Raw genomic sequence first — 20757 nt, 5'->3', positions numbered from 1 at the left:
TGCATTCGGGTAGCGCCTGGGTTCAAGCTACGACCGTGAAGAACATTTTTGGCGATGAGTATTTTTTTCCACCCAGAGTCGCTTCGCATTGCGCGTAGAGATCCAGCCCCAACCAGCTTTTCACGGTAGCTTTTGATACCGGGAGAATGAGCTCGTTGTTTTTACCGCCTTTCTGTTCGGATTTCTTTTCGGAGGCATATCCGATCCAGGCAAGATGGATATCAACCTTGGGGTTATCGGAACTGAATTTGACTGTAATCCCCGAATCACTCACCTCACTGATAGACAGTTTGCCATTCTTGATCGAATCGCTGGTTGGAGCATTAAGCGGGTTTTCTTCTTTGTTCATGACCAATTCCTTTCGTTGTCAGAGGGGTAACCTGCTCTCCTGATTCACAGCGAATTCCTTGCAGGAGGCCAGCCCAGTTGATCAGCCTGAATCGCCCCCCTCTACTGTCAACTCTGACAGTCCCGATGAACGGTACGTGCGCTCGCTGCGATACTGAAACCCCCATCAATCTGAACAATCCCTGAATGAGCCAGTCCCACTCTGGCGATAAAACGAACCGATCAACTATGATCGGTGCGTGTCTGTTCTTTTCTTTATCGAGCCTTTTCCATGAATCAGAACGCTGAATATTCCGCGGTCAACGATGCTGTGCGCGGGCAGTTTTTTCGCAAGGTGTGGGCGATCATCACGCCTTACTGGCGCAGCGAAGAGAAGGGCAAGGCCTGGACGTTGCTGATTGCGGTGATCGCACTCTCGCTGCTGAGTGTGGGTATCTCGGTGTGGTTCAACACCTGGTACAAGGATTTCTACAACGCGCTGCAAAAGAAAGATGAGGCGGCGTTCTGGCGCTTGATTCTGTATTTCTGCGGGATTGCAGCGGTGGCGATTGTCGGTGCCGTGTACCGGCTTTATCTGACCCAGATGCTGACGATTCGCTGGCGGGCGTGGCTCACCGAAAAGCATTTCTCCCGTTGGCTCGCCGACAAGAATTACTACCAGCTGGAGCAGGGTGGTTACACCGATAACCCGGACCAGCGGATTTCCGAAGACCTCAATAACTTCACCTCCAACACCCTTGAACTGGGGATCGGCCTGCTGCGCAATATCGTCAGCCTGGTGTCGTTCTCGATCATTTTGTGGGGCGTGTCGGGCAGCATCGAAGTCTATGGCATCACCATTCCCGGCTACATGTTCTGGTGCGTGCTGGTCTACGCCGTGGTGGGCAGCTGGCTGACGCATTTGATCGGTCGTCGCCTGATCGGCCTGAATAACCAACAACAACGCTTCGAAGCCGACCTGCGTTTTTCCATGGTGCGGATTCGCGAGAATGCCGAAAGCATCGCGTTGTATAACGGCGAACCGAATGAGAACCGTCGCTTGAGCAACCGTTTCGGCATGGTCTGGCATAACTTCTGGGACATCATGAAAGTGTCCAAGCGCCTGACATTTTTCACTGCCGGTTACAGCCAGGCTGCGATCATTTTCCCGTTTATCGTTGCGTCGCCGCGTTACCTCGCCGGCAAGATCGAACTGGGTGAGCTGATGCAGATCAGCTCGGCATTCGGCAACGTCCAGGAGAGTTTCAGCTGGTTCATCAGTGCTTATCAAAGCCTCGCGTCCTGGCGTGCCACCTGTGATCGTCTGCTGAGTTTCCGTCAGGCCATGACCGATAACGAACAGCGCACCCCGGCCATCGATGTGCAGAATCAGGGCAGCGAACTCAAAGTGCACAATCTCGGTCTGGACTTGGCTGATGGTCGTCACCTGCTGACCAATGCCGACATGACGGTGGAGCCGGGCGAGCGGGTGATGCTCAGCGGCCGATCCGGCAGCGGCAAGTCGACATTGCTGCGAGCGATGGGGCATCTGTGGCCGGCGGGCCACGGCAACATCCGGCTGCCAGCGGCGCGCTACCTGTTCCTGCCGCAGAAACCGTATCTGCCGATCGGCACCTTGCGCGAGGCCTTGAGTTATCCACAACCGGGCGATACCTATGCGCCGGAGCGCTACGCCGAGGTGCTGGAAACTTGCCGACTGCCGCATCTGGTCGCGCGTCTCGATGAAGCCAATCACTGGCAGCGCATGCTGTCGCCGGGTGAGCAGCAACGCCTGGCTTTCGCCCGCGCCATGCTTTACGCACCGCAATGGCTGTACATGGACGAAGCGACGTCGGCGATGGATGAAGAGGATGAGGCAACGTTGTATCAGGCGCTGATCGATCAGTTGCCGGGCCTGAGCATCGTCAGCGTCGGCCACCGCAGCAGCCTGAAGCGTTTCCACCCTAGACATGTGCGGATCGACAGCGGGCATCTGGTGGAGCAGGCCGTGACCGCTTGATCACCACAACCCCCGTGGGAGCGGGCTTGCTCGCGAAGGCGTCCATTCAGTCGACAAATCGGTTGCCTGACACACCGCCTTCGCGAGCAAGCCCGCTCCCACATGGGGTATTGTGAGGCGGGATGTGATCGTACAACCCGCCTGCGCTATGATGCCCACCAAGCCGAATTTTCGAGACCAGACGTTGACCATGGAAAACCCGATCGACACTCCACGCCTCCCACGCAAGCGCCGCAGCCTGGCTCAGGAGCTGGTGACGGTGCTGACCGAGCAGATCCGCGACGGTCTGCTCAAGCGCGGCGACAAATTGCCCACCGAGTCGGCGATCATGCAGGAGCACGGCGTCAGCCGCACCGTGGTGCGCGAGGCGATCTCCCGTTTGCAGGCCGCCGGCCAGGTGGAAACCCGCCACGGCATCGGCACCTTCGTGCTCGACACGCCGAGCCCCAGCGGTTTTCGCATCGACCCGGCCACGGTCGTCACCCTGCGTGACGTGCTGGCGATTCTCGAATTGCGCATCAGCCTGGAAGTGGAGTCCGCCGGCCTCGCCGCGCAACGCCGCAGTCCCGAACAACTGGCGACCATGCGCGCCGCCCTCGATGCGCTGAACGACAGCGTCGCCCACGCCAGCGATGCGGTGGCCTCGGACTTCGCCTTCCACCTGGAAATCGCCCTGTCCACCGGCAACCGCTACTTCACCGACATCATGACCCACTTGGGCACCAGCATCATTCCGCGTACGCGGCTGAATTCGGCGCGTCTGGCCCATGATGATCAGCAGCACTACATGAACCGCCTGAGCCGCGAGCACGAGGAAATCTACGATGCGATTGCCCGTCAGGATTCCGATGCGGCGCGAGCGGCAATGCGTCTGCACTTGACCAACAGCCGCGAAAGACTGCGCCAGGCCCATGAAGAGGCGCAGGCGCAGCGGGGATGAGTTTGCAGGTTTGATTCATATGTTGACTGATCTACCGCTTTCGCGAGCAAGCCCGCTCCCACCCTGGATTTTCGGTAAGCCCGGATTTTGAGTTCAGCCGAGATCCATTGTGGGAGCGGGCTTGCTCGCGAAGGGGCCCGTGAATTCAGCGCGGCAATATCGAGCGATCCACCCTCACCGCCAGTTTCGCTTTACCCGGCTTGGCAGCAAACGCCACCTCGCCTGATTGATCCACAATACCCCGCGCAATCGGCTTGCCATCGGCCAGCAACTCCAGCGGCGCGCCTTTAAGCGGCTGCCCCGACGCCAGTTCCAGTTTCAATTTGATCGTCATGCTCATTCTCCTTAATTGACGTTGCCCGTCGGGTGGTAATCCTTGAGCAGCAGGTACGTGCTCCAGCCCCACCAGTCGTCGACGGTGGCGGTGTCGTTGAGGTTGTTCACATCTTTGCGCCGCAGCACCTTGCCGCCTTCGACGCGGAACAGCGGCGCGAAGTTATTCGAAAGATTCAGCACCGCCGTCAGATCCGGCAGGCGTTGCAGTGCGGCAAACGTCGAAGGGGCGGGCACGTTGCCGCTGAGGTAGGCAGCAAAGATTTCGTCCGCTGAAGCTTGCACCGCCAGATTGACCTGGGTGCGGTTGTCCGCATCGCTGGCCTCGAAGTAGCGTTTGTCGCCGTAGGCGCGCCATTGATCGCCATGGACGTTGCGCACTTTGAGGCCGAATTTGCTGTCCTCGTCGTGCATGAAACGGGTCACCAGCGAGCCGAGATCGCTCGGCGTGACCACCGCCGCCATCTCCTTGCGCGGCACCCGCAGATGGCCGGCAGAGAACAGGTCAGTGAGGAAGTGGTCGGCAAACGCGTTCATCGCGTAGGCCCGTTCCAATCGTTGTTCATCGTGAGTGGCGCGGGCCGCGACGGCGGTTTGCAGGGCGGCGGTGTGGCCGGCGATGTAGGCCAGTCTGGCCCATTCGCCGAAGTGGTCGGCGTTGTTCGCCGCCAGTTTCAGATAACGCCCAAGCGGGAACAGCGCGGAGACAAAACTGCCGCCGCCGGTGATCTTGTTCCACTCTTCGGACAACGTATCTCCGAGCGCGTCGTAGGCTTGGTGCGGTGCTTTGCCGTCCTTGATCGCCTGCTTAACCGCGTCGATCTCTTTTTGCATGACCGCGAGAATCTGTGTGGCTTCGGCGCGGGAGGCCGGCAGCACGGCGAGAGAGTCGAAGGCGGCATTGAAACGGTTCAGGCGATCAGCCGGGGTCGCGCCTTCGTTGATCGGTCGATCGACCACGCCGTAGAAATCTCCAGCCAGCGCCACCACCTGGCCGTAGGTCAGTGCGAGGCCATTGGGCAAGTGCAAGGGCTTGGTTTGCGCGCGGATCGGTTCGGCGGTTTCGCTGAAGCGCAGCAGGGTGTTGTCGCCGATGGCCGTGTGTTCAGCGCCTTCAAAGCGCAGTGGCGGTCGAATGTTCAACGCTTTGCCGGGGAGGGCGATGGCCGGTTCGACATCGCTGTGGGCGTCGGCGATGTGCAGCAGCAGACGCGGATTGTCGGTGCTGAAGTGGATGCCGTTTACAGTGAAAAGATCTTCGAATCGGGCGATGACCAGTGTGGGTCTTTCCTGTGGTTTTGCATGCAGTCCGGACATTTCTGGCTCCTTGATATGTCGTCGGTGGATTTATTTTTAGCTGTATGTATATACAGTTAAATCGAGCCTAGACCAGATTTTTCCTACGTCAAGAAGGAATCTTGTCCGACAAAAAGTGCGGGGCAACGATGAAATGCAGTTGACGGTTATCTTTTAAGTTGTACGATGACCTACAACTTCAGCGCTGGCTGAACCATAAAACTCACAAAAAAATGTTGCTACCCAGGGTGTTCGAAAAATGAATCCACAAGAACTGAAGTCCATCCTCTCCGCCGGTCTGCTGTCGTTCCCGGTCACCGATTTCAATGCCCAGGGCGATTTCAACCGCGCTGGCTACATCAAACGTCTGGAATGGCTGGCCCCGTACGGCGCGTCGGCACTGTTCGCCGCCGGCGGCACCGGTGAGTTCTTCTCCCTGGCAGCCAGCGAATACTCGGAAATCATCAAGACTGCCGTCGACACCTGCGCCAGCAGCGTGCCGATTCTGGCCGGTGTCGGCGGCTCGACCCGTCAAGCCATCGAGTACGCCCAAGAAGCCGAGCGCCTGGGCGCCAAAGGCCTGTTGCTGCTGCCGCACTATCTGACCGAGGCCAGCCAGGACGGCGTTGCCGCCCACGTTGAAGCGGTGTGCAAATCGGTGAACATCGGCGTGGTGGTCTACAACCGCAACGTCTGCCGCCTGACCGCGCCACTGCTGGAACGTCTGGCCGAGCGTTGCCCAAACCTGATCGGCTACAAGGACGGTCTGGGCGATATCGAGTTGATGGTGTCGATCCGTCGCCGCCTCGGTGATCGCTTCAGCTACCTCGGTGGCTTGCCGACCGCCGAAGTCTACGCCGCTGCCTACAAGGCTTTGGGCGTCCCGGTTTACTCCTCGGCGGTGTTCAACTTCATCCCGAAAACCGCGATGGATTTCTACCACGCGATTGCTCGCGAAGATCACGCCACCGTCGGCAAGATCATCGACGACTTCTTCCTGCCGTACCTCGACATCCGCAACCGCAAAGCCGGTTATGCCGTGAGCATCGTCAAGGCAGGCGCCAAGATCGCCGGCTATGACGCAGGCCCGGTGCGGGCGCCGCTGACCGACCTGACCGGCGAAGAGTACGAAATGCTCGCTGCGCTGATCGACAAGCAAGGCGCGCAATAAACACCGACCCACAAGGCCGCTGAGCAATCAGCGGCTTTTGCGTAGAGAGGAGAATTTTCTGTGGCTGATTCCAAGCGTTACGACAACTACATCAACGGTGAATGGGTCGCCGGTGCCGATTACTCGGCGAACATCAATCCGTCCGAGTTGAGCGACACCATCGGCGACTACGCCAAGGCTGACCTGACTCAGGTTCACGCCGCCATCGATGCGGCCCGCGCCGCGTTCCCGGCGTGGTCGACTTCGGGCATTCAGGCCCGTCACGATGCGCTGGATAAAGTCGGCACGGAAATCCTCGCCCGTCGCGAAGAACTCGGCACCCTGCTGGCCCGGGAAGAGGGCAAGACCCTGCCCGAAGCCATCGGCGAAGTGACCCGCGCCGGCAACATTTTCAAGTTCTTCGCCGGTGAATGTCTGCGTCTGTCCGGCGACTACGTGCCGTCGGTGCGCCCGGGCGTCAACGTCGAAGTGACCCGCGAAGCCCTCGGCGTGGTCGGCCTGATCACCCCGTGGAACTTCCCGATTGCGATCCCGGCCTGGAAGATCGCCCCGGCGCTGGCCTACGGCAACTGCGTGGTGCTGAAACCGGCGGATCTGGTGCCGGGTTGTGCCTGGGCGCTGGCGGAAATCATCTCCCGCGCAGGCTTCCCGGCTGGTGTGTTCAACCTGGTGATGGGCAGCGGCCGGGTGGTTGGCGAGGCGCTGGTCAACAGCCCGAAAGTCGATGGCATCAGCTTCACCGGTTCGGTGGGCGTGGGTCGGCAGATCGCCGTTAATTGCGTGTCGCGCCAGGCCAAGGTGCAGCTGGAAATGGGCGGCAAGAACCCGCAGATCATTCTCGACGACGCCGACCTCAAACAAGCGGTCGAGCTGTCGGTACAGAGCGCGTTCTACTCCACCGGTCAGCGTTGCACGGCGTCGAGCCGCCTGATCGTCACCGCCGGGATTCACGACAAATTCGTCGAGGCCATGGCCGAGCGCATGCAGTCGATCAAGGTCGGCCACGCGCTGAAATCCGGCACCGACATCGGTCCGGTGGTTTCCCAGGCGCAGCTTGAGCAGGACATGAAGTACATCGACATCGGCCAGTCCGAAGGTGCACGTCTGGTCAGCGGCGGTGGTCTGGTGACCTGCGACACCGAAGGCTACTTCCTCGCGCCAACGCTGTTTGCCGACAGCGAAGCGTCGATGCGCATCAGCCGTGAAGAGATCTTCGGCCCGGTGGCCAACGTCGTTCGTGTGGCCGATTACGAGGCGGCGCTGGCGATGGCCAACGACACCGAGTTCGGTCTGTCGGCTGGTATCGCCACCACGTCGCTGAAGTACGCCAACCACTTCAAGCGTCATTCGCAGGCCGGGATGGTGATGGTCAACCTGCCGACCGCCGGTGTCGATTACCACGTTCCGTTCGGTGGCCGTAAGGGTTCATCCTATGGCTCACGTGAGCAAGGGCGCTATGCACAAGAGTTCTACACCGTGGTGAAAACCGCCTACATCGGTTCCTGATACACGCAATACCTGTGGGAGCTGGCTTGCCAGCGATGCGGACGACGCGATATGTCCTCGTACCGCGGTGATACCATCGCTGGCAAGCCAGCTCCCACAAAAGCAACACCAAAGAAGATTCACCCGCGCATAAAAATAATCAGTGGGAGTACATCTACATGCAATCGTCCAAGCCGACTCACGTCCGCTATTTGATCCTGCTCATGCTGTTCCTGGTGACCACGATCAACTACGCCGACCGCGCGACCATCGCCATCGCCGGTTCCAGCCTGCAAAAAGACCTCGGCATCGACGCGGTCACCCTCGGCTACATCTTCTCTGCTTTCGGCTGGGCCTACGTTGCCGGGCAGATTCCCGGTGGCTGGCTGCTCGATCGCTTCGGCTCGAAAAAAGTCTATGCCCTGAGCATTTTCACCTGGTCGCTGTTCACCGTGCTGCAAGGCTTTGTCGGTGAATTCGGCATGTCCACGGCGATCGTTGCGCTGTTCATGCTGCGCTTTCTGGTGGGCCTGGCCGAGGCGCCATCGTTCCCCGGTAACGCGCGGATTGTCGCGGCCTGGTTCCCGACTGCAGAACGCGGTACCGCCTCGGCGATCTTCAACTCGGCGCAATATTTCGCCACCGTGCTGTTTGCACCGCTGATGGGCTGGATCGTGTATCGCTTCGGCTGGGAGCACGTGTTCATCGTCATGGGCATCCTCGGTATCATCTTCTCGCTGGTCTGGCTCAAGGTTATCCACAGCCCGCGTCAACATCCGCTGGCCAACGAAGCCGAAGTGCAGTTCATCGCCGACAACGGCGGCATGGTCGACATGGACGTCAAGCAAGGCAAAAAATCCGACGGTCCGAAGTGGGATTACATCCGTCAGTTGCTGACCAACCGCATGATGCTCGGTGTATATCTGGGTCAGTACTGCATCAACGGCATCACCTATTTCTTCCTGACCTGGTTCCCGGTGTACCTGGTGCAGGAGCGTGGCATGACCATCCTCAAGGCCGGTTTTATCGCCTCGTTACCGGCGATCTGCGGTTTCATTGGTGGCGTGCTTGGCGGGGTGATTTCCGATTACCTGCTGCGCAAGGGACACTCGCTGACCTTTGCCCGCAAGGCACCGATCATCGCCGGTCTGCTGGTATCCAGCAGCATCGTCGCTTGCAACTATGTTGATGTGGAGTGGATGGTGGTTGGCTTCATGGCTTTGGCATTCTTCGGCAAAGGCGTGGGCGCGCTCGGTTGGGCAGTGGTGTCCGACACTTCGCCAAAACAGATCGCCGGTCTGAGCGGTGGCCTGTTCAATACCTTCGGCAACATCGCCTCGATTACTACGCCGATCGTGATTGGCTACATCATCAGTTCCACCGGTTCGTTCAAGTGGGCGCTGGTGTTCGTCGGTGCCAACGCACTGGTTGCGGTGTTCAGCTACCTGGTGATCGTCGGCCCGATCAAACGTGTGGTGCTCAAAGAGCCGCCAACCAACGGTGGTTCTGAAATCACCGGCAAATTGTCTCAAGCGCATTCCTGAGGAGCGGCGTCATGCAGTTGATTGAACATTCCGACTCGCCGCGCTACATCCGCCTGCACGAGCGGGACAACGTAGTGATTGTGGTCAACGACCAGGGCGTACCGGCCGGCACCGAGTTCCCGGACGGTCTGGTGACCGTGGATTTTGTGCCGCAGAGCCACAAGGTCACCCTCGAGGACATTCCCGAGGGCGGCCAGGTGATTCGCTACGGCCAGACCATCGGCTACGCGTTGCAGCCGATCCCGCGTGGCAGCTGGGTCAAGGAAGATCAACTGCGCATGCCGACCGCGCCGCCGCTGGACAGCCTGCCGCTGTCCACCGAAGTGCCGGCCGCGCAGGCCCCGCTGGAAGGCTTCACGTTCGAGGGTTATCGCAACGCCGACGGCACCGTCGGTACGCGCAATATTCTCGGGATCACCACCACAGTGCAGTGCGTGACTGGCGTGCTCGATCACGCGGTGAAACGCATCAAGGACGAGTTGCTGCCGAAGTATCCGCATGTCGATGACGTGGTGGCGCTGACCCACAGTTACGGCTGCGGCGTGGCGATCACCGCCACCGACGCCTACATCCCGATCCGCACCGTGCGCAACTTGGCGCGCAACCCGAACCTGGGTGGCGAGGCGTTGGTGATCAGTCTGGGTTGCGAGAAATTGCAGGCCGGGCAGGTAATGCACGAGGACGACGCCTCGGTCGATCTCAGCGAGCCGTGGCTCTATCGCCTGCAGGATTCCAGTCACGGTTTCACCGAGATGATCGAGCAGATCATGGCGCTGGCCGAAGTCCGTTTGAAGAAGCTCGACCAGCGCCGCCGCGAAACCGTGCCGGCCTCCGAGCTGATCCTCGGCATGCAGTGCGGCGGCAGCGATGCGTTCTCCGGCATCACCGCCAACCCGGCGCTGGGGTATGCCTCGGACTTGCTGCTGCGCGCAGGGGCGACGGTGATGTTTTCCGAAGTCACCGAAGTGCGCGATGCGATTTATCTGCTGACTTCGCGTGCCGAAACCAAAACCGTGGCGCAGGAACTGGTGCGTGAGATGGACTGGTACGACCGCTATCTGGCCAAGGGCGAAGCGGATCGCAGTGCCAACACTACGCCGGGCAACAAGAAGGGTGGGTTGTCGAACATTGTCGAGAAGTCGCTGGGTTCGATCGTCAAATCCGGCAGCAGCGCGATCAATGGCGTGCTCGGCCCGGGCGAGCGTTTCAAGCAGAAGGGTTTGATTTTCTGCGCCACGCCGGCGAGCGATTTTGTCTGCGGCACCTTGCAGTTGGCAGCGGGAATGAACCTGCATGTGTTCACTACCGGGCGAGGTACGCCTTATGGTTTGGCGATGGCGCCGGTGGTGAAGGTCTCGACGCGTACGGAATTGGCGCAGCGCTGGCCGGACCTGATTGACATCGATGCCGGACGGATCGCCACCGGGCGCGCGACCATCGAGGAGTTGGGCTGGGAGTTGTTCCACTACTACCTGGATGTTGCCAGTGGCAAGCAGCAGACCTGGGCGGAGAAGCACAAGCTGCATAACGACATCACCCTGTTCAATCCGGCGCCGATTACCTGATACCGCGGTCATCGTTCTTCGCGAGCAGGCTCGCTCCCACATTTGAAATGCATTCCCCTGTGGGAGCGAGCCTGCTCGCGAAAGCGATCCAACAGACGCCAAAGGATCGGGTGGCTTATCATTAAGCCCTGACGACGCTCACCCAAAGGCTCCCCCGGCATGCTGGCAATCTTCCTCGAAACCCTGAACATCACCGCGCCGGTGTTCACCATGTTGTTCCTCGGGGTGTTGCTCAAGCGCATCGACTGGATCAACGACAACTTCATCCACACCGCCTCGGCGCTGGTGTTCAACGTCAGCATGCCGGCGCTGCTGTTTCTCGGGATTCTGCATGCGGATCTGCACGCCGCACTGCAACCGGCGCTGCTGATCTATTTTGCGATCGCGACGCTGGTGAGTTTTGCCCTGGCCTGGGGCTGGGCGATCATCAAGTGCCCGCGTGAAGATCGCGGCATCTACACCCAGGGCGCGTTTCGCGGCAACAACGGGGTGATCGGTCTGGCGCTGGCGGCGAGCATGTACGGCGACTACGGGATTTCCCTCGGGGCGATTCTCGCGGCGCTGGTGATCCTGTTCTACAACACGCTGTCGACCATCGTGCTCGCGGTGTACAGCCCGGTGATCAAGTCCGATCCGTGGAGCATTTGCAAAAGCGTGTTCAGCAACCCGCTTATCATCAGCGTGATTGCCGCCGCGCCGTTCGCCTATTTCCAGATCAGCCTGCCGGGCTGGCTGGAAACCTCCGGCCAGTATCTGGCGCAAACCACCTTGCCGCTGGCGCTGATCTGCATTGGTGGCACGCTGTCACTGGCGGCGCTGCGCAAGAGCGGCAGCATGGCGCTGAGTTCGAGTCTGGTGAAGATGATCGGCCTGCCGGTGCTGGCGACGCTGGGGGCGTGGTTGTGGGGCTTTCGTGGCGCAGAGCTGGGGATTCTGTTTCTGTACTTCGGCAGCCCGACGGCGGCGGCCAGTTTCGTCATGGCCCGGGCGGCGCAGGGCAATCATGAGCTGGCGGCAGCGATTATCGTGATGACCACGCTGATGGCGGCGGTGACCACCAATATCGGGATCTTTCTGTTGCAGTGGGGTGGGTGGATCTGACTGACAGATCTTCAGTGGCTGACAGGGCCTCTTCGCGAGCAGGCTCGCTCTCACAGGGAAATGCATTCCCAATGTGGGAGCGAGCCTGCTCGCGAAGGCGTCAGTTCGATCACTCAGGTTTCTGATAGTTATCGATCACTTCCTGCGCCGCACGAAACGCATCAATCGCCGCCGGCACCCCGGCGTACACTGCGCAATGCAGCAGCGCCTCGCGAATCTCTTCGACCGTGCAGCCGTTGTTCAGCGCACCGCGCACGTGGCCCTTCAATTCCTGCGGGCACTTCAACGCGGTCAGCGCAGCAAGGGTGATCAGGCTGCGGGTTTTCAGCGGCAGACCTTCGCGATTCCACACCCCGCCCCAAGCGTGTTCATTGACGAAATCCTGCAGCGGCTGAGTGAACTCGGTGGCATTGCCCAGCGCGCGATCAACGAACGCATCGCCCATTACCTGACGGCGGATTTCAACCCCGGTTTTCTGCGAATCGGTCATGGCACATCCCTCTTGTGGTGTTGGCGGCGCCAGGCGCGTACGGACGTGAACAACAGAAACGCCAGCAGCGTCGGCAGCACGTAGAACAGCATCAGTTTTTCCAGTTTGCCGGCCAGCGGCATGCCGGTGGTGAACGACACCACGTGCAGCCCGTAAGCCGCGTACAAACCGAGCAACAACAAACCTTCGGCGCGGGTCACGCGGTAGCCGGAATAGAACACCGGCAGGCACAGCGCGGCGACGCCGAGCATCACCGGCAAGTCGAAATCCAGCGCGTTGGGCGAGACCGACAACGGCGTCGGCGCAATCAACGCAGTGACCCCGAGCACCCCGAGCAGGTTGAACAGGTTGGCGCCAATCACGTTGCCCACGGCGATATCGCGTTGTCCGCGCAATGCCGCGATCAGCGAGGTGGCGAGTTCCGGCAGCGAGGTGCCGACCGCAACCACCGTCAGGCCGATCACCCGTTCGGAGAAGCCCAGATCGGTCGCCACCGCCACCGCTGCGCCGAGCAGCAAATGCCCGGCGAACACCAACAGCGCCAGGCCGACAACGATCATCAGCAGACTGCTGAACCACGGCACCTGCGGAGGTTGTGGCGATTCCGAATGCGGGCGCGCCGAGTGCCGCGACTGGCGCAGCAACAGGCCCAGATACAACGTCAATGCCGCGAGCAACAGCACGCCGTCGAAGCGGCCGATCTGTTCATTCCAAGCGAGGACGAACACCAGCAGGCTGGCGCCGATCATCAGCGGAATGTCCAAGCGCACCAGTTGCCGCGACACCCGCAGCGGAATGATCAGCGCCGACAGGCCGAGGGTCACGAGGATGTTGAAGATGCTGCTGCCGATCACGCTGCCGACGGCAATGTCGGGGTTGTGCGCCAGGGTCGCTTGCAAGCTGACCGCCATCTGTGGGGCGCTGCTGCCGAGGGCGACGATGGTCAGGCCGATGATCAGCGGTCGCACATGCAGGCGCGCGGCGAGACGCACGGCGGCGCGCACCATCAGTTCGGCGCCGAGGATCAGCAGGATCAGGCCGCTGAGCAACTCGATCACGTTGATCAGCGGTAAGTCGGCTAGAGCAAAAATGGTCAGCGCTCCATCAGTCGTCGAGGGCCTGAATGCGCAGCCGCGCCGTGCCGCTACCGAGCATGCCGAGGCGTTCGGCGGCTTCACGCGAGACATCGATCAAGCGGCCGCGGGTGTGCGGGCCGCGATCGTTGATGCGCACAACGCAGGATTTGTCGTTTTTCAGGTTGGTGACCTTCACCCGGGTGCCGAATGGCAATTGGCGGTGGGCGGCGGTCAGGGAATGCTGGTTGAACGGCTCGCCACTGGCGGTGCGTTTACCGTGGTGCCTGGCACCGTAATAGGAGGCGACGCCGGTCTGGTCGTACCCGTGCGGGTCGATGATGTCGTTGCTGGCGCAACCGGCGAGCAAGGAGAGCAGGGCGCAGGCGCCGAGCAGACGTTTCATTCAAAGGCTCCACAAAACAAATGTGGAAACAACCCAATGTGAAGATCAGCTTCTGTGGTGAGGGGATAAATCCCCTCACCACAAACCCCCTTCAGCCATGGATTGTTCCCACAGGGGATGGAGCCAGGCTTCAGGTCTGGCCCCATTTGCATCAGCCTTCGAGCTTGCTTTTCAGCAGTTCGTTCACTTGCTGCGGGTTGGCCTTGCCTTTCGAAGCCTTCATGGCCTGGCCGACGAAGAAGCCGAACATCTTGCCGCGTTTGGCTTCGTCTGCCGCACGGTATTGTTCGACCTGCTCGGCGTTGGCCGCGAGCATTTCGTCCAGCACCGCGGAGATCGCGCCGCTGTCGGTCACTTGCTTCAGACCGCGCTTGTCGATGATCTCGTCCGCCGTGCCTTCGCCGTTGGCCATCGCTTCGAACACCACTTTGGCGATCTTGCCGGAGATGGTGTTATCCTTGATGCGTTGCAGCATGCCGCCCAACAGTTCAGCGGAAACCGGCGATTCGTCGATGTCCAGGCCTTGCTTGTTGAGCAGGCTGCCCAACTCGACCATCACCCAGTTCGCCGCCAGTTTGGCGTCGCCGCCGATGGCTGCGACCTTCTCGAAGTAGTCCGCTTGCTCACGGCTGGTGGCCAGCACGTTGGCGTCGTAGGCCGACAGACCGAACTGGCTCTGGAAGCGCTCGCGTTTTTGCGGTGGCAGTTCCGGCAGGGTGGCGCGCACCTCGCCGAGGAACGACTCTTCGATGACCACCGGCAGCAGGTCCGGGTCGGGGAAGTAACGATAGTCGTTGGCTTCCTCTTTGGAGCGCATCGGACGGGTCTCGTCCTTGTTCGGATCGTACAGACGGGTCTGCTGGATCACTTTGCCGCCGTCTTCGATCAGCTCGATCTGCCGCTGGATCTCGGAGTTGATGGCCTTCTCGATGAAACGGAACGAGTTGACGTTCTTGATCTCGCAGCGGGTGCCGAACTCGACCTGGCCTTTCGGCCGTACCGAGACGTTGCAGTCGCAACGCAGCGAGCCTTCGGCCATGTTGCCGTCACAGATGCCCAGATAACGTACCAACGCGTGGATCGCCTTGACGTAAGCCACGGCTTCCTTGGCGCTGCGCATGTCCGGCTCGGAAACGATTTCCAGCAGCGGCGTGCCGGCACGGTTCAGGTCAATGCCGGTGGCACCGTTGAATTCTTCGTGCAGGCTCTTGCCGGCGTCTTCTTCCAGGTGCGCGCGGGTGATGCCGACACGTTTGACGGTGCCGTCTTCCAGCGCGATGTCCAGGTGGCCCTTGCCGACGATCGGCAATTCCATCTGGCTGATCTGGTAGCCCTTCGGCAGATCCGGGTAGAAGTAGTTCTTGCGGGCGAATACGTTGTGCTGACCGATCTCGGCGTCAATCGCCAGACCGAACATCACCGCCATGCGCACCGCTTCCTGGTTCAGCACCGGCAATACGCCGGGCATGCCCAAGTCGATCAGACTGGCCTGGGTGTTCGGCTCGGAGCCGAACTGGGTGGAACTACCGGAAAAGATTTTCGACCGGGTAGTGAGCTGAGTGTGAATCTCCAGCCCGATCACGACTTCCCATTGCATGTGTGTCTCCTCAGAAGCCGGTTGGGGTGCGGGTGTGCCAGTCAGTGTTCAACTGATACTGGTGCGCAACGTTGAGCAAACGGCCTTCCTGGAAATACGGCGCAAGCAACTGCACGCCCACCGGCAGACCGTCGACAAAGCCGGCCGGCATCGACAGGCCCGGCAGGCCCGCGAGGTTGGCGGTGATGGTGTAGACGTCTTCCAGATAGGCAGCGACCGGATCGCTGTTCTTCGCGCCGAGTTTCCAGGCCGGGTTCGGCGTGGTTGGGCCGAGGATGATGTCGACTTCATTAAAGGCTGCCATGAAGTCGTTTTTCACCAGACGACGGATCTTCTGCGCTTTCAGGTAGTAGGCGTCGTAGTAACCGGCGGACAGCGCGTAGGCGCCGACCATGATCCGGCGCTGCACTTCCGGCCCGAAGCCTTCGCCGCGGGAGCGCTTGTACAGGTCGATCAGGTTTTCCGGGTTTTCGCAGCGATGGCCGAAACGCACGCCGTCGAAACGCGACAGGTTTGAGGATGCTTCGGCCGGGGCGATCACGTAGTACGCAGGAATCGCGTGCTGCATGTTCGGCAGGCTGATTTCCTTGATCACGGCACCGAGCTGCTGCAGCTCTTTGATGCTGTTCTGGATCAGCTCGGCGATGCGCGGGTCGAGACCGGCGCTGAAGTATTCCTTCGGCACGCCGATGCGCAGGCCCTGCAGCGAAGTGTTGAGGCTGGCGGAGTAATCCGGAACCGGCTCATCGATGCTGGTGGAGTCGTTCTGGTCGAACCCGGCCATACCTTGCAACAAAATCGCGCAGTCTTCGGCCGTACGCGCCAACGGGCCGCCCTGATCGAGGCTGGAGGCGTAAGCGATCATGCCCCAGCGCGAAACACGACCGTACGTCGGTTTCAGGCCGGTGAGGTTGGTGAATGCAGCGGGCTGACGGATCGAACCACCGGTATCGGTGGCCGTGGCCGCCGGCAACAGACGAGCGGCAACCGCCGCCGCCGAACCACCGGACGAACCACCCGGCACGTGTTCCAGGTTCCACGGGTTTTTCACCGCGCCGTACCAGCTCGACTCGTTGGCCGAACCCATGGCGAATTCGTCCATGTTGGTCTTGCCCAGGGTCACGGCGCCGGCAGCGGCCAGTTTCGCGACCACGGTGGCGTCGTACGGGGCCTTGAAGTTGTCGAGCATCTTCGAACCGCAGCTGGTGCGGATGCCTTGAGTGCAGAACAGGTCCTTGTGGGCGATCGGCGCACCGAGCAGGGCGCCGCTCTCACCGTTGGCCCGGCGTGCATCGGCGGCTTTCGCCTGCTCGAGTGCCAGCTCTTCGGTGAGGCTGATGAAACTGTTGAGCTGCGGATCGAGCTGGGTAATACGCGCCAGCAGGACTTTGGTCAGCTCTTCGGAGGAAAACTTTTTATCGGCGAGACCGCGGGCGATCTCGGCCAGAGTCATTTGATGCATTGCAGGCTCTTTCCCTTTAGTCGATGACTTTCGGAACCAGATACAGGCCGTTTTCGACCGCTGGTGCGATGGACTGATAGGCCTCGCGGTGATTGGTCTCGGTCACGACGTCGGCGCGCAGGCGCTGACTGGCTTCCAGCGGGTGGGCCAAAGGCTCGATACCGTCGGTATCGACGGCCTGCATTTCGTCGACCAGCCCGAGAATGCTGTTGAGGGCGGAAGTAATGTGCGGAAGATCGGCATCATTCAGGCCAAGGCAGGCCAGATGTGCGATTTTTTCCACGTCGGAGCGTTCTAGCGCCATCGGGATTCTCCAGTGGAAAACAGAACGGACGGCGTCCGTGTGTTAGATTGTCGGAACACTACCGCACTTCTACGGTCATAAGGCCGCGATTGTGGGGCTTGGTGCACAGAAAAGCGGCCAATTTAACATATTGGCGCCTTGCCCAAAATCCCTGTCGTTGTTAGAGTTTGCCGCACTTTTTTACCCACGCGTTGCCTAGGGTCCCTTTCCCATGTTCAAGAAACTGCGTGGCATGTTTTCCAGCGATCTTTCCATTGACCTGGGCACTGCCAACACCCTTATTTACGTGCGCGAGCGCGGTATCGTCCTGAATGAGCCATCGGTTGTGGCCATTCGGACACACGGTAACCAGAAAAGTGTCGTTGCTGTCGGCACCGAAGCCAAGCGCATGCTCGGCCGTACGCCGGGCAACATTGCTGCCATTCGTCCGATGAAGGACGGCGTGATCGCCGACTTCAGCGTCTGCGAAAAGATGCTGCAATACTTTATCAACAAGGTTCACGAAAACAGCTTTCTGCAGCCCAGCCCTCGTGTGCTGATCTGCGTTCCATGCAAATCCACCCAGGTTGAGCGTCGGGCCATCCGTGAATCGGCCCTCGGTGCCGGTGCCCGTGAAGTGTTCCTGATCGAAGAGCCGATGGCTGCTGCGATCGGTGCCGGCCTGCCGGTTGAAGAAGCACGCGGTTCGATGGTCGTCGATATCGGTGGTGGCACCACTGAAATCGCGCTGATCTCCCTGAACGGTGTGGTCTACGCCGAATCCGTCCGCGTGGGCGGCGACCGCTTCGACGAAGCGATCATCACCTACGTGCGCCGCAACTACGGCAGCCTGATCGGTGAATCGACTGCCGAGCGCATCAAGCAGGAAATCGGTACGGCCTACCCGGGCGGCGAAGTTCGCGAAGTCGACGTTCGCGGTCGCAACCTGGCCGAAGGCGTTCCACGTGCATTCACCCTGAACTCCAACGAAGTGCTGGAAGCTCTGCAAGAGTCCCTGGCCACTATCGTTCAGGCGGTGAAAAGCGCGCTGGAGCAATCGCCGCCGGAACTGGCTTCCGATATCGCCGAGCGTGGCCTGGTGCTGACCGGTGGTGGCGCACTGCTGCGTGACCTCGACAAGTTGCTGGCCCAGGAAACCGGTCTGCCGGTGATCGTTGCCGAAGATCCGCTGACCTGCGTTGCTCGCGGCGGTGGCCGTGCATTGGAAATGATGGACAAGCACACCATGGATCTGCTCTCCAGCGAATAAGCGCCGGTTTGCAATACGTGGGTGAGCGCACAGGCAGCACTTTGCAGTGCTGCCTGTTGGCGTTTATCTTCTGTCAGTCTTCATCCAGGCCGGTTTGATGCCGTATGAATAAACAGAACATTTGCCTGGGAGGAGCGGCTTATTAAACCGCTTTTCGCCAAAGGCCCTTCGTTGGGTGTGCGCCTGTTGGTGCTGGCCGTGCTATCGGTCGCGCTGATGGTGGTCGATGCCCGCTTCGACCTGCTCAAACCCGCGCGCAAACAAGCGTCGCTGGTGTTGATGGACGCCTACTGGATCACCGACCTGCCCGGACGGCTGTGGGAAGGGATCGCCAGTCAGTTCGGCAGCCGCACCGAGCTGGTCGCCGAAAACGAAAAACTCAAGACCGAGAACCTGCTGTTGCAGGGCCGCATGCAGAAGCTCGCCGCCCTTACCGAGCAGAACGTGCGGCTGCGCGAGTTGCTCAATTCCTCCGCGCTGGTCAACGAAAAGGTCGAAGTGGCCGAGTTGATCGGCATGGACCCCAATCCCTTCACCCATCGCATCATCATCAATAAAGGTGAGCGCGATGGCGTGGTGCTCGGTCAACCGGTGCTCGATGCACGCGGTCTGATGGGCCAGGTGGTCGAGTTGATGCCTTACACCTCCCGGGTGCTGCTGCTGACCGACACCACTCACAGCATTCCTGTGCAGGTGAACCGTAACGGTCTGCGGGCGATTGCCAGCGGCACCGGTAACCCGGAACGCCTGGAACTGCGCCATGTCGCCGATACCGCCGACATCAAGGAAGGCGATCTGCTGGTCAGCTCCGGCCTGGGTCAGCGTTTCCCGGCCGGTTATCCGGTGGCGACGGTCAAGGAAGTCATCCACGATTCCGGCCAGCCGTTCGCGATTGTCCGCGCGGTGCCGACCGCTGCGTTGAACCGCAGCCGTTATCTGCTGCTGGTGTTCAGTGACAACCGCACCGCCGAAGAGCGCGCCAACGATGCGGCGCAGGCCCAGGAAAATCTCGATGCGCAGGGCGGTGGCCCGATGCTTCCGGCCACGGTGCCGAAAGTCGTCAACACACCGGCAGCGGCGGCAACGCCAGCTGCGTCGACCGCTCCAGCGCCCGCTGCTGCGGCCAGCACCACGCCGGCCAAACCTGCAGCCAAGCCCCCGGCGGCAAGCAAGCCGCCGGCATCCCAGCCTGCTGCGCGCCCGACGGCGAAACCACCTGCCGCCACGCCAGCCAACACCGGGAGACAAGAATAATGGTCGGCGCTACCGCTTCGCGTAACGGCTGGATTGTCTGGCTGACGTTTGTCTTCGGCATCCTGCTCAGCGTTTCACCGCTGCCGATGTTCATGGAAATCCTGCGTCCCCTCTGGCTGGCCTTGCTGCTGACTTTCTGGGCGTTGTACATGCCGCATACGGTCGGCATGGTCACCGCGTTCTGCCTGGGGCTGGCCGAAGACGTGCTGCAGGGCGATCTGCTTGGCCAGAATGCCTTGATCCTGACGCTGATCACTTTCCTCGTGCTGTCGTTGCAGCAGCGTCTGCGGATGTTCCCGATGTGGCAGCAATGCCTGGTGATCCTGGTGATCTTCGGCCTCGCTCAACTGGTTCAACTGTGGCTCAGCGCCTTGACCGGCAATCGTCAGCCCACCCTGGCGCTGGTACTGCCGGCACTGGTCAGTGCCTTGCTCTGGCCTTGGGTCAGCTTCGCTTTGCGTGGATTGCGCCGGCGCTACAAAATCAACTGATTCGGTCAGGCATGTGCCCGCACCTCGACAAGGGAGATGTCTTGATGAAGCCGCTTTACCTCGCCTCTGGTTCGCCGCGTCGGCGTGAGTTGCTCACGCAGATCGGCGTGCCGTTCTCCGCCATCAGTGCGGACATCGATGAAACCCCAATCCCCGAAGAATCGCCCTCGGCCTATGTCGAACGCCTCGCGCGTGGCAAGGCCGAGGCCGGTCGACGCACGCGGGTGTCCGACGCGGCGTTTTGCGTTCTGGGCGCGGACACCGCCGTGGTGCTCGACGGCAAAATTCTTGGCAAACCGGTGGACGAAGCCGATGCATGCGCCATGCTGATGATGTTGTCCGGCAAGGAGCATGAAGTGCTGACCGCCATCGCCGTGCTCGAAGGCGAGCGCTGCGAGTCGCGCGTGGTGCGCAGTCTGGTGCGGTTCCGCCCGATCAGCCGCGAAGAGGCTGCGGCCTACTGGGCCAGTGGCGAACCCCGGGACAAGGCCGGCGGTTATGGCATTCAGGGCCTCGGCGCGGTGTTTGTCGCCGGGCTCAATGGCAGCTATTCGGCGGTGGTCGGGCTGCCGGTTTGCGAAACCGCAGAACTGTTGGGCCATTTCGGCATACCCTGTTGGCAAAACCTGAACGCGCAATGAGCGTCGTA

At 60.8% G+C, this 20757-nt stretch carries 20 protein-coding genes; 11 read left to right on the top strand and 9 right to left on the bottom strand.

Annotation, left to right across the window (positions count from 1 at the left end; translation table 11 throughout):
- Positions 1-22: 22 nt before the first annotated feature.
- On the bottom strand, positions 23-349 hold the full coding sequence (locus ACM6I7_RS16235; RefSeq protein WP_027610821.1) for a hypothetical protein: 327 nt from the start codon (positions 347-349) through the stop codon (positions 23-25).
- A gap of 270 nt (positions 350-619) precedes the next feature.
- Between ACM6I7_RS16235 and ACM6I7_RS16230 the strand changes: the two genes are divergently transcribed.
- Positions 620-2347 (top strand): ABC transporter ATP-binding protein/permease, encoded by a 1728-nt coding sequence (locus ACM6I7_RS16230; protein ID WP_414888870.1) that lies wholly within the window; start codon positions 620-622, stop codon positions 2345-2347.
- 190 nt (positions 2348-2537) lie between these two features.
- Complete coding sequence (locus ACM6I7_RS16225; RefSeq protein ID WP_178085273.1) at positions 2538-3287, top strand: FadR/GntR family transcriptional regulator; 750 nt, start codon at positions 2538-2540, stop codon at positions 3285-3287.
- Positions 3288-3432: 145 nt separating this feature from the next.
- Here the strand turns inward: ACM6I7_RS16225 and ACM6I7_RS16220 are convergent, their stop codons facing one another.
- Both ACM6I7_RS16220 and ACM6I7_RS16215 read right to left on the bottom strand, forming a co-directional pair.
- On the bottom strand, positions 3433-3621 hold the full coding sequence (locus tag ACM6I7_RS16220) for a hypothetical protein (RefSeq protein ID WP_103369615.1): 189 nt from the start codon (positions 3619-3621) through the stop codon (positions 3433-3435).
- 11 nt (positions 3622-3632) lie between these two features.
- Entirely contained in the window at positions 3633-4937 is a 1305-nt protein-coding gene (locus tag ACM6I7_RS16215) for a phospholipase (protein WP_414888869.1), read from the bottom strand.
- Between the two features lie 238 nt (positions 4938-5175).
- On the opposite strand from ACM6I7_RS16215, the gene kdgD reads away from it, so the two are divergent.
- From kdgD to ACM6I7_RS16190, 5 genes are all read left to right on the top strand, one after another.
- Complete coding sequence (gene kdgD, locus ACM6I7_RS16210; RefSeq protein WP_011332448.1) at positions 5176-6087, top strand: 5-dehydro-4-deoxyglucarate dehydratase; 912 nt, start codon at positions 5176-5178, stop codon at positions 6085-6087.
- Positions 6088-6147: 60 nt separating this feature from the next.
- Entirely contained in the window at positions 6148-7593 is a 1446-nt protein-coding gene (locus tag ACM6I7_RS16205; protein WP_096795340.1) for an aldehyde dehydrogenase family protein, read from the top strand.
- 158 nt (positions 7594-7751) lie between these two features.
- A complete protein-coding gene (locus ACM6I7_RS16200) occupies positions 7752-9116 on the top strand; it encodes an MFS transporter (protein WP_027610828.1) in 1365 nt (454 codons plus the stop codon).
- Between the two features lie 11 nt (positions 9117-9127).
- Complete coding sequence (garD, locus tag ACM6I7_RS16195) at positions 9128-10681, top strand: galactarate dehydratase (RefSeq protein WP_027610829.1); 1554 nt, start codon at positions 9128-9130, stop codon at positions 10679-10681.
- A gap of 159 nt (positions 10682-10840) precedes the next feature.
- Positions 10841-11782 carry an AEC family transporter gene (locus ACM6I7_RS16190; RefSeq protein ID WP_414888868.1) on the top strand — a complete coding sequence of 314 codons (942 nt, stop codon included), beginning with the start codon at positions 10841-10843 and terminating at the stop codon, positions 11780-11782.
- A 109-nt stretch (positions 11783-11891) separates the two neighbouring features.
- Here the strand turns inward: ACM6I7_RS16190 and ACM6I7_RS16185 are convergent, their stop codons facing one another.
- The 6 genes from ACM6I7_RS16185 to gatC form a co-directional block, all read right to left on the bottom strand.
- Positions 11892-12272 (bottom strand): carboxymuconolactone decarboxylase family protein, encoded by a 381-nt coding sequence (locus tag ACM6I7_RS16185; protein WP_414888867.1) that lies wholly within the window; start codon positions 12270-12272, stop codon positions 11892-11894.
- Positions 12269-13330, bottom strand: a complete 1062-nt coding sequence (locus ACM6I7_RS16180) for a calcium/sodium antiporter (protein WP_183784655.1) — start codon at positions 13328-13330, stop codon at positions 12269-12271. The genes ACM6I7_RS16185 and ACM6I7_RS16180 overlap by 4 nt, the downstream gene beginning before the upstream one ends.
- A 46-nt stretch (positions 13331-13376) precedes the next feature.
- The gene (locus ACM6I7_RS16175; RefSeq protein ID WP_414888866.1) at positions 13377-13751 is read right to left on the bottom strand and encodes a septal ring lytic transglycosylase RlpA family protein; all 375 of its coding nucleotides are present in this window, start codon (positions 13749-13751) and stop codon (positions 13377-13379) included.
- Between the two features lie 151 nt (positions 13752-13902).
- On the bottom strand, positions 13903-15348 hold the full coding sequence (gatB, locus tag ACM6I7_RS16170) for an Asp-tRNA(Asn)/Glu-tRNA(Gln) amidotransferase subunit GatB (protein WP_007961565.1): 1446 nt from the start codon (positions 15346-15348) through the stop codon (positions 13903-13905).
- A gap of 10 nt (positions 15349-15358) precedes the next feature.
- Positions 15359-16810, bottom strand: a complete 1452-nt coding sequence (gene gatA / locus ACM6I7_RS16165; RefSeq protein WP_414888865.1) for an Asp-tRNA(Asn)/Glu-tRNA(Gln) amidotransferase subunit GatA — start codon at positions 16808-16810, stop codon at positions 15359-15361.
- A gap of 16 nt (positions 16811-16826) precedes the next feature.
- On the bottom strand, positions 16827-17114 hold the full coding sequence (gene gatC, locus ACM6I7_RS16160) for an Asp-tRNA(Asn)/Glu-tRNA(Gln) amidotransferase subunit GatC (protein WP_003221657.1): 288 nt from the start codon (positions 17112-17114) through the stop codon (positions 16827-16829).
- A 211-nt stretch (positions 17115-17325) separates the two neighbouring features.
- Between gatC and mreB the strand changes: the two genes are divergently transcribed.
- The 4 genes from mreB to ACM6I7_RS16140 all read left to right on the top strand — a co-directional run bounded on the left by mreB (position 17326) and on the right by ACM6I7_RS16140 (position 20749).
- Positions 17326-18363, top strand: coding sequence for a rod shape-determining protein MreB (gene mreB, locus ACM6I7_RS16155; RefSeq protein WP_002555108.1), 1038 nt, complete (start codon positions 17326-17328; stop codon positions 18361-18363).
- A gap of 141 nt (positions 18364-18504) precedes the next feature.
- Positions 18505-19617: a rod shape-determining protein MreC gene (mreC, locus tag ACM6I7_RS16150; RefSeq protein ID WP_150370275.1), complete on the top strand. Its 1113-nt coding sequence runs from the start codon at positions 18505-18507 to the stop codon at positions 19615-19617.
- Positions 19617-20108, top strand: a complete 492-nt coding sequence (gene mreD, locus ACM6I7_RS16145) for a rod shape-determining protein MreD (protein WP_096795347.1) — start codon at positions 19617-19619, stop codon at positions 20106-20108. The genes mreC and mreD overlap by 1 nt, the downstream gene beginning before the upstream one ends.
- Before the next feature lie 44 nt (positions 20109-20152).
- The gene (locus tag ACM6I7_RS16140; protein WP_096795348.1) at positions 20153-20749 is read left to right on the top strand and encodes a Maf family protein; all 597 of its coding nucleotides are present in this window, start codon (positions 20153-20155) and stop codon (positions 20747-20749) included.
- The last annotated feature ends 8 nt before the right edge of the window (positions 20750-20757 follow it).

Origin of the sequence: Pseudomonas sp. IT-93MI4, from assembly GCF_949767635.1 — a bacterium.
GTDB lineage: Bacteria > Pseudomonadota > Gammaproteobacteria > Pseudomonadales > Pseudomonadaceae > Aquipseudomonas > Aquipseudomonas putida_A.
The sequence above is the reverse complement of the archived record's forward strand: the minus strand, read 5'-3'. Positions and strand labels throughout refer to the sequence as shown.

Bases quoted from the DNA above. Each gene is read 5' to 3' on its own strand.
- kdgD (WP_011332448.1), top strand. From the start codon at position 5,176: ATGAATCCACAAGAACTGAAGTCCATCCTCTCCGCCGGTCTGCTGTCG.
- mreB (WP_002555108.1), top strand. From the start codon at position 17,326: ATGTTCAAGAAACTGCGTGGCATGTTTTCCAGCGATCTTTCCATTGAC.
- ACM6I7_RS16220 (WP_103369615.1), bottom strand. From the start codon at position 3,621: ATGACGATCAAATTGAAACTGGAACTGGCGTCGGGGCAGCCGCTTAAA.
- gatC (WP_003221657.1), bottom strand. From the start codon at position 17,114: ATGGCGCTAGAACGCTCCGACGTGGAAAAAATCGCACATCTGGCCTGC.
- ACM6I7_RS16140 (WP_096795348.1), top strand. From the start codon at position 20,153: ATGAAGCCGCTTTACCTCGCCTCTGGTTCGCCGCGTCGGCGTGAGTTG.
- ACM6I7_RS16235 (WP_027610821.1), bottom strand. From the start codon at position 349: ATGAACAAAGAAGAAAACCCGCTTAATGCTCCAACCAGCGATTCGATC.
- ACM6I7_RS16175 (WP_414888866.1), bottom strand. From the start codon at position 13,751: ATGAAACGTCTGCTCGGCGCCTGCGCCCTGCTCTCCTTGCTCGCCGGT.
- garD (WP_027610829.1), top strand. From the start codon at position 9,128: ATGCAGTTGATTGAACATTCCGACTCGCCGCGCTACATCCGCCTGCAC.
- ACM6I7_RS16215 (WP_414888869.1), bottom strand. From the start codon at position 4,937: ATGTCCGGACTGCATGCAAAACCACAGGAAAGACCCACACTGGTCATC.
- ACM6I7_RS16200 (WP_027610828.1), top strand. From the start codon at position 7,752: ATGCAATCGTCCAAGCCGACTCACGTCCGCTATTTGATCCTGCTCATG.
- mreD (WP_096795347.1), top strand. From the start codon at position 19,617: ATGGTCGGCGCTACCGCTTCGCGTAACGGCTGGATTGTCTGGCTGACG.
- gatA (WP_414888865.1), bottom strand. From the start codon at position 16,810: ATGCATCAAATGACTCTGGCCGAGATCGCCCGCGGTCTCGCCGATAAA.
- gatB (WP_007961565.1), bottom strand. From the start codon at position 15,348: ATGCAATGGGAAGTCGTGATCGGGCTGGAGATTCACACTCAGCTCACT.
- ACM6I7_RS16190 (WP_414888868.1), top strand. From the start codon at position 10,841: ATGCTGGCAATCTTCCTCGAAACCCTGAACATCACCGCGCCGGTGTTC.
- ACM6I7_RS16225 (WP_178085273.1), top strand. From the start codon at position 2,538: ATGGAAAACCCGATCGACACTCCACGCCTCCCACGCAAGCGCCGCAGC.
- ACM6I7_RS16185 (WP_414888867.1), bottom strand. From the start codon at position 12,272: ATGACCGATTCGCAGAAAACCGGGGTTGAAATCCGCCGTCAGGTAATG.
- ACM6I7_RS16230 (WP_414888870.1), top strand. From the start codon at position 620: ATGAATCAGAACGCTGAATATTCCGCGGTCAACGATGCTGTGCGCGGG.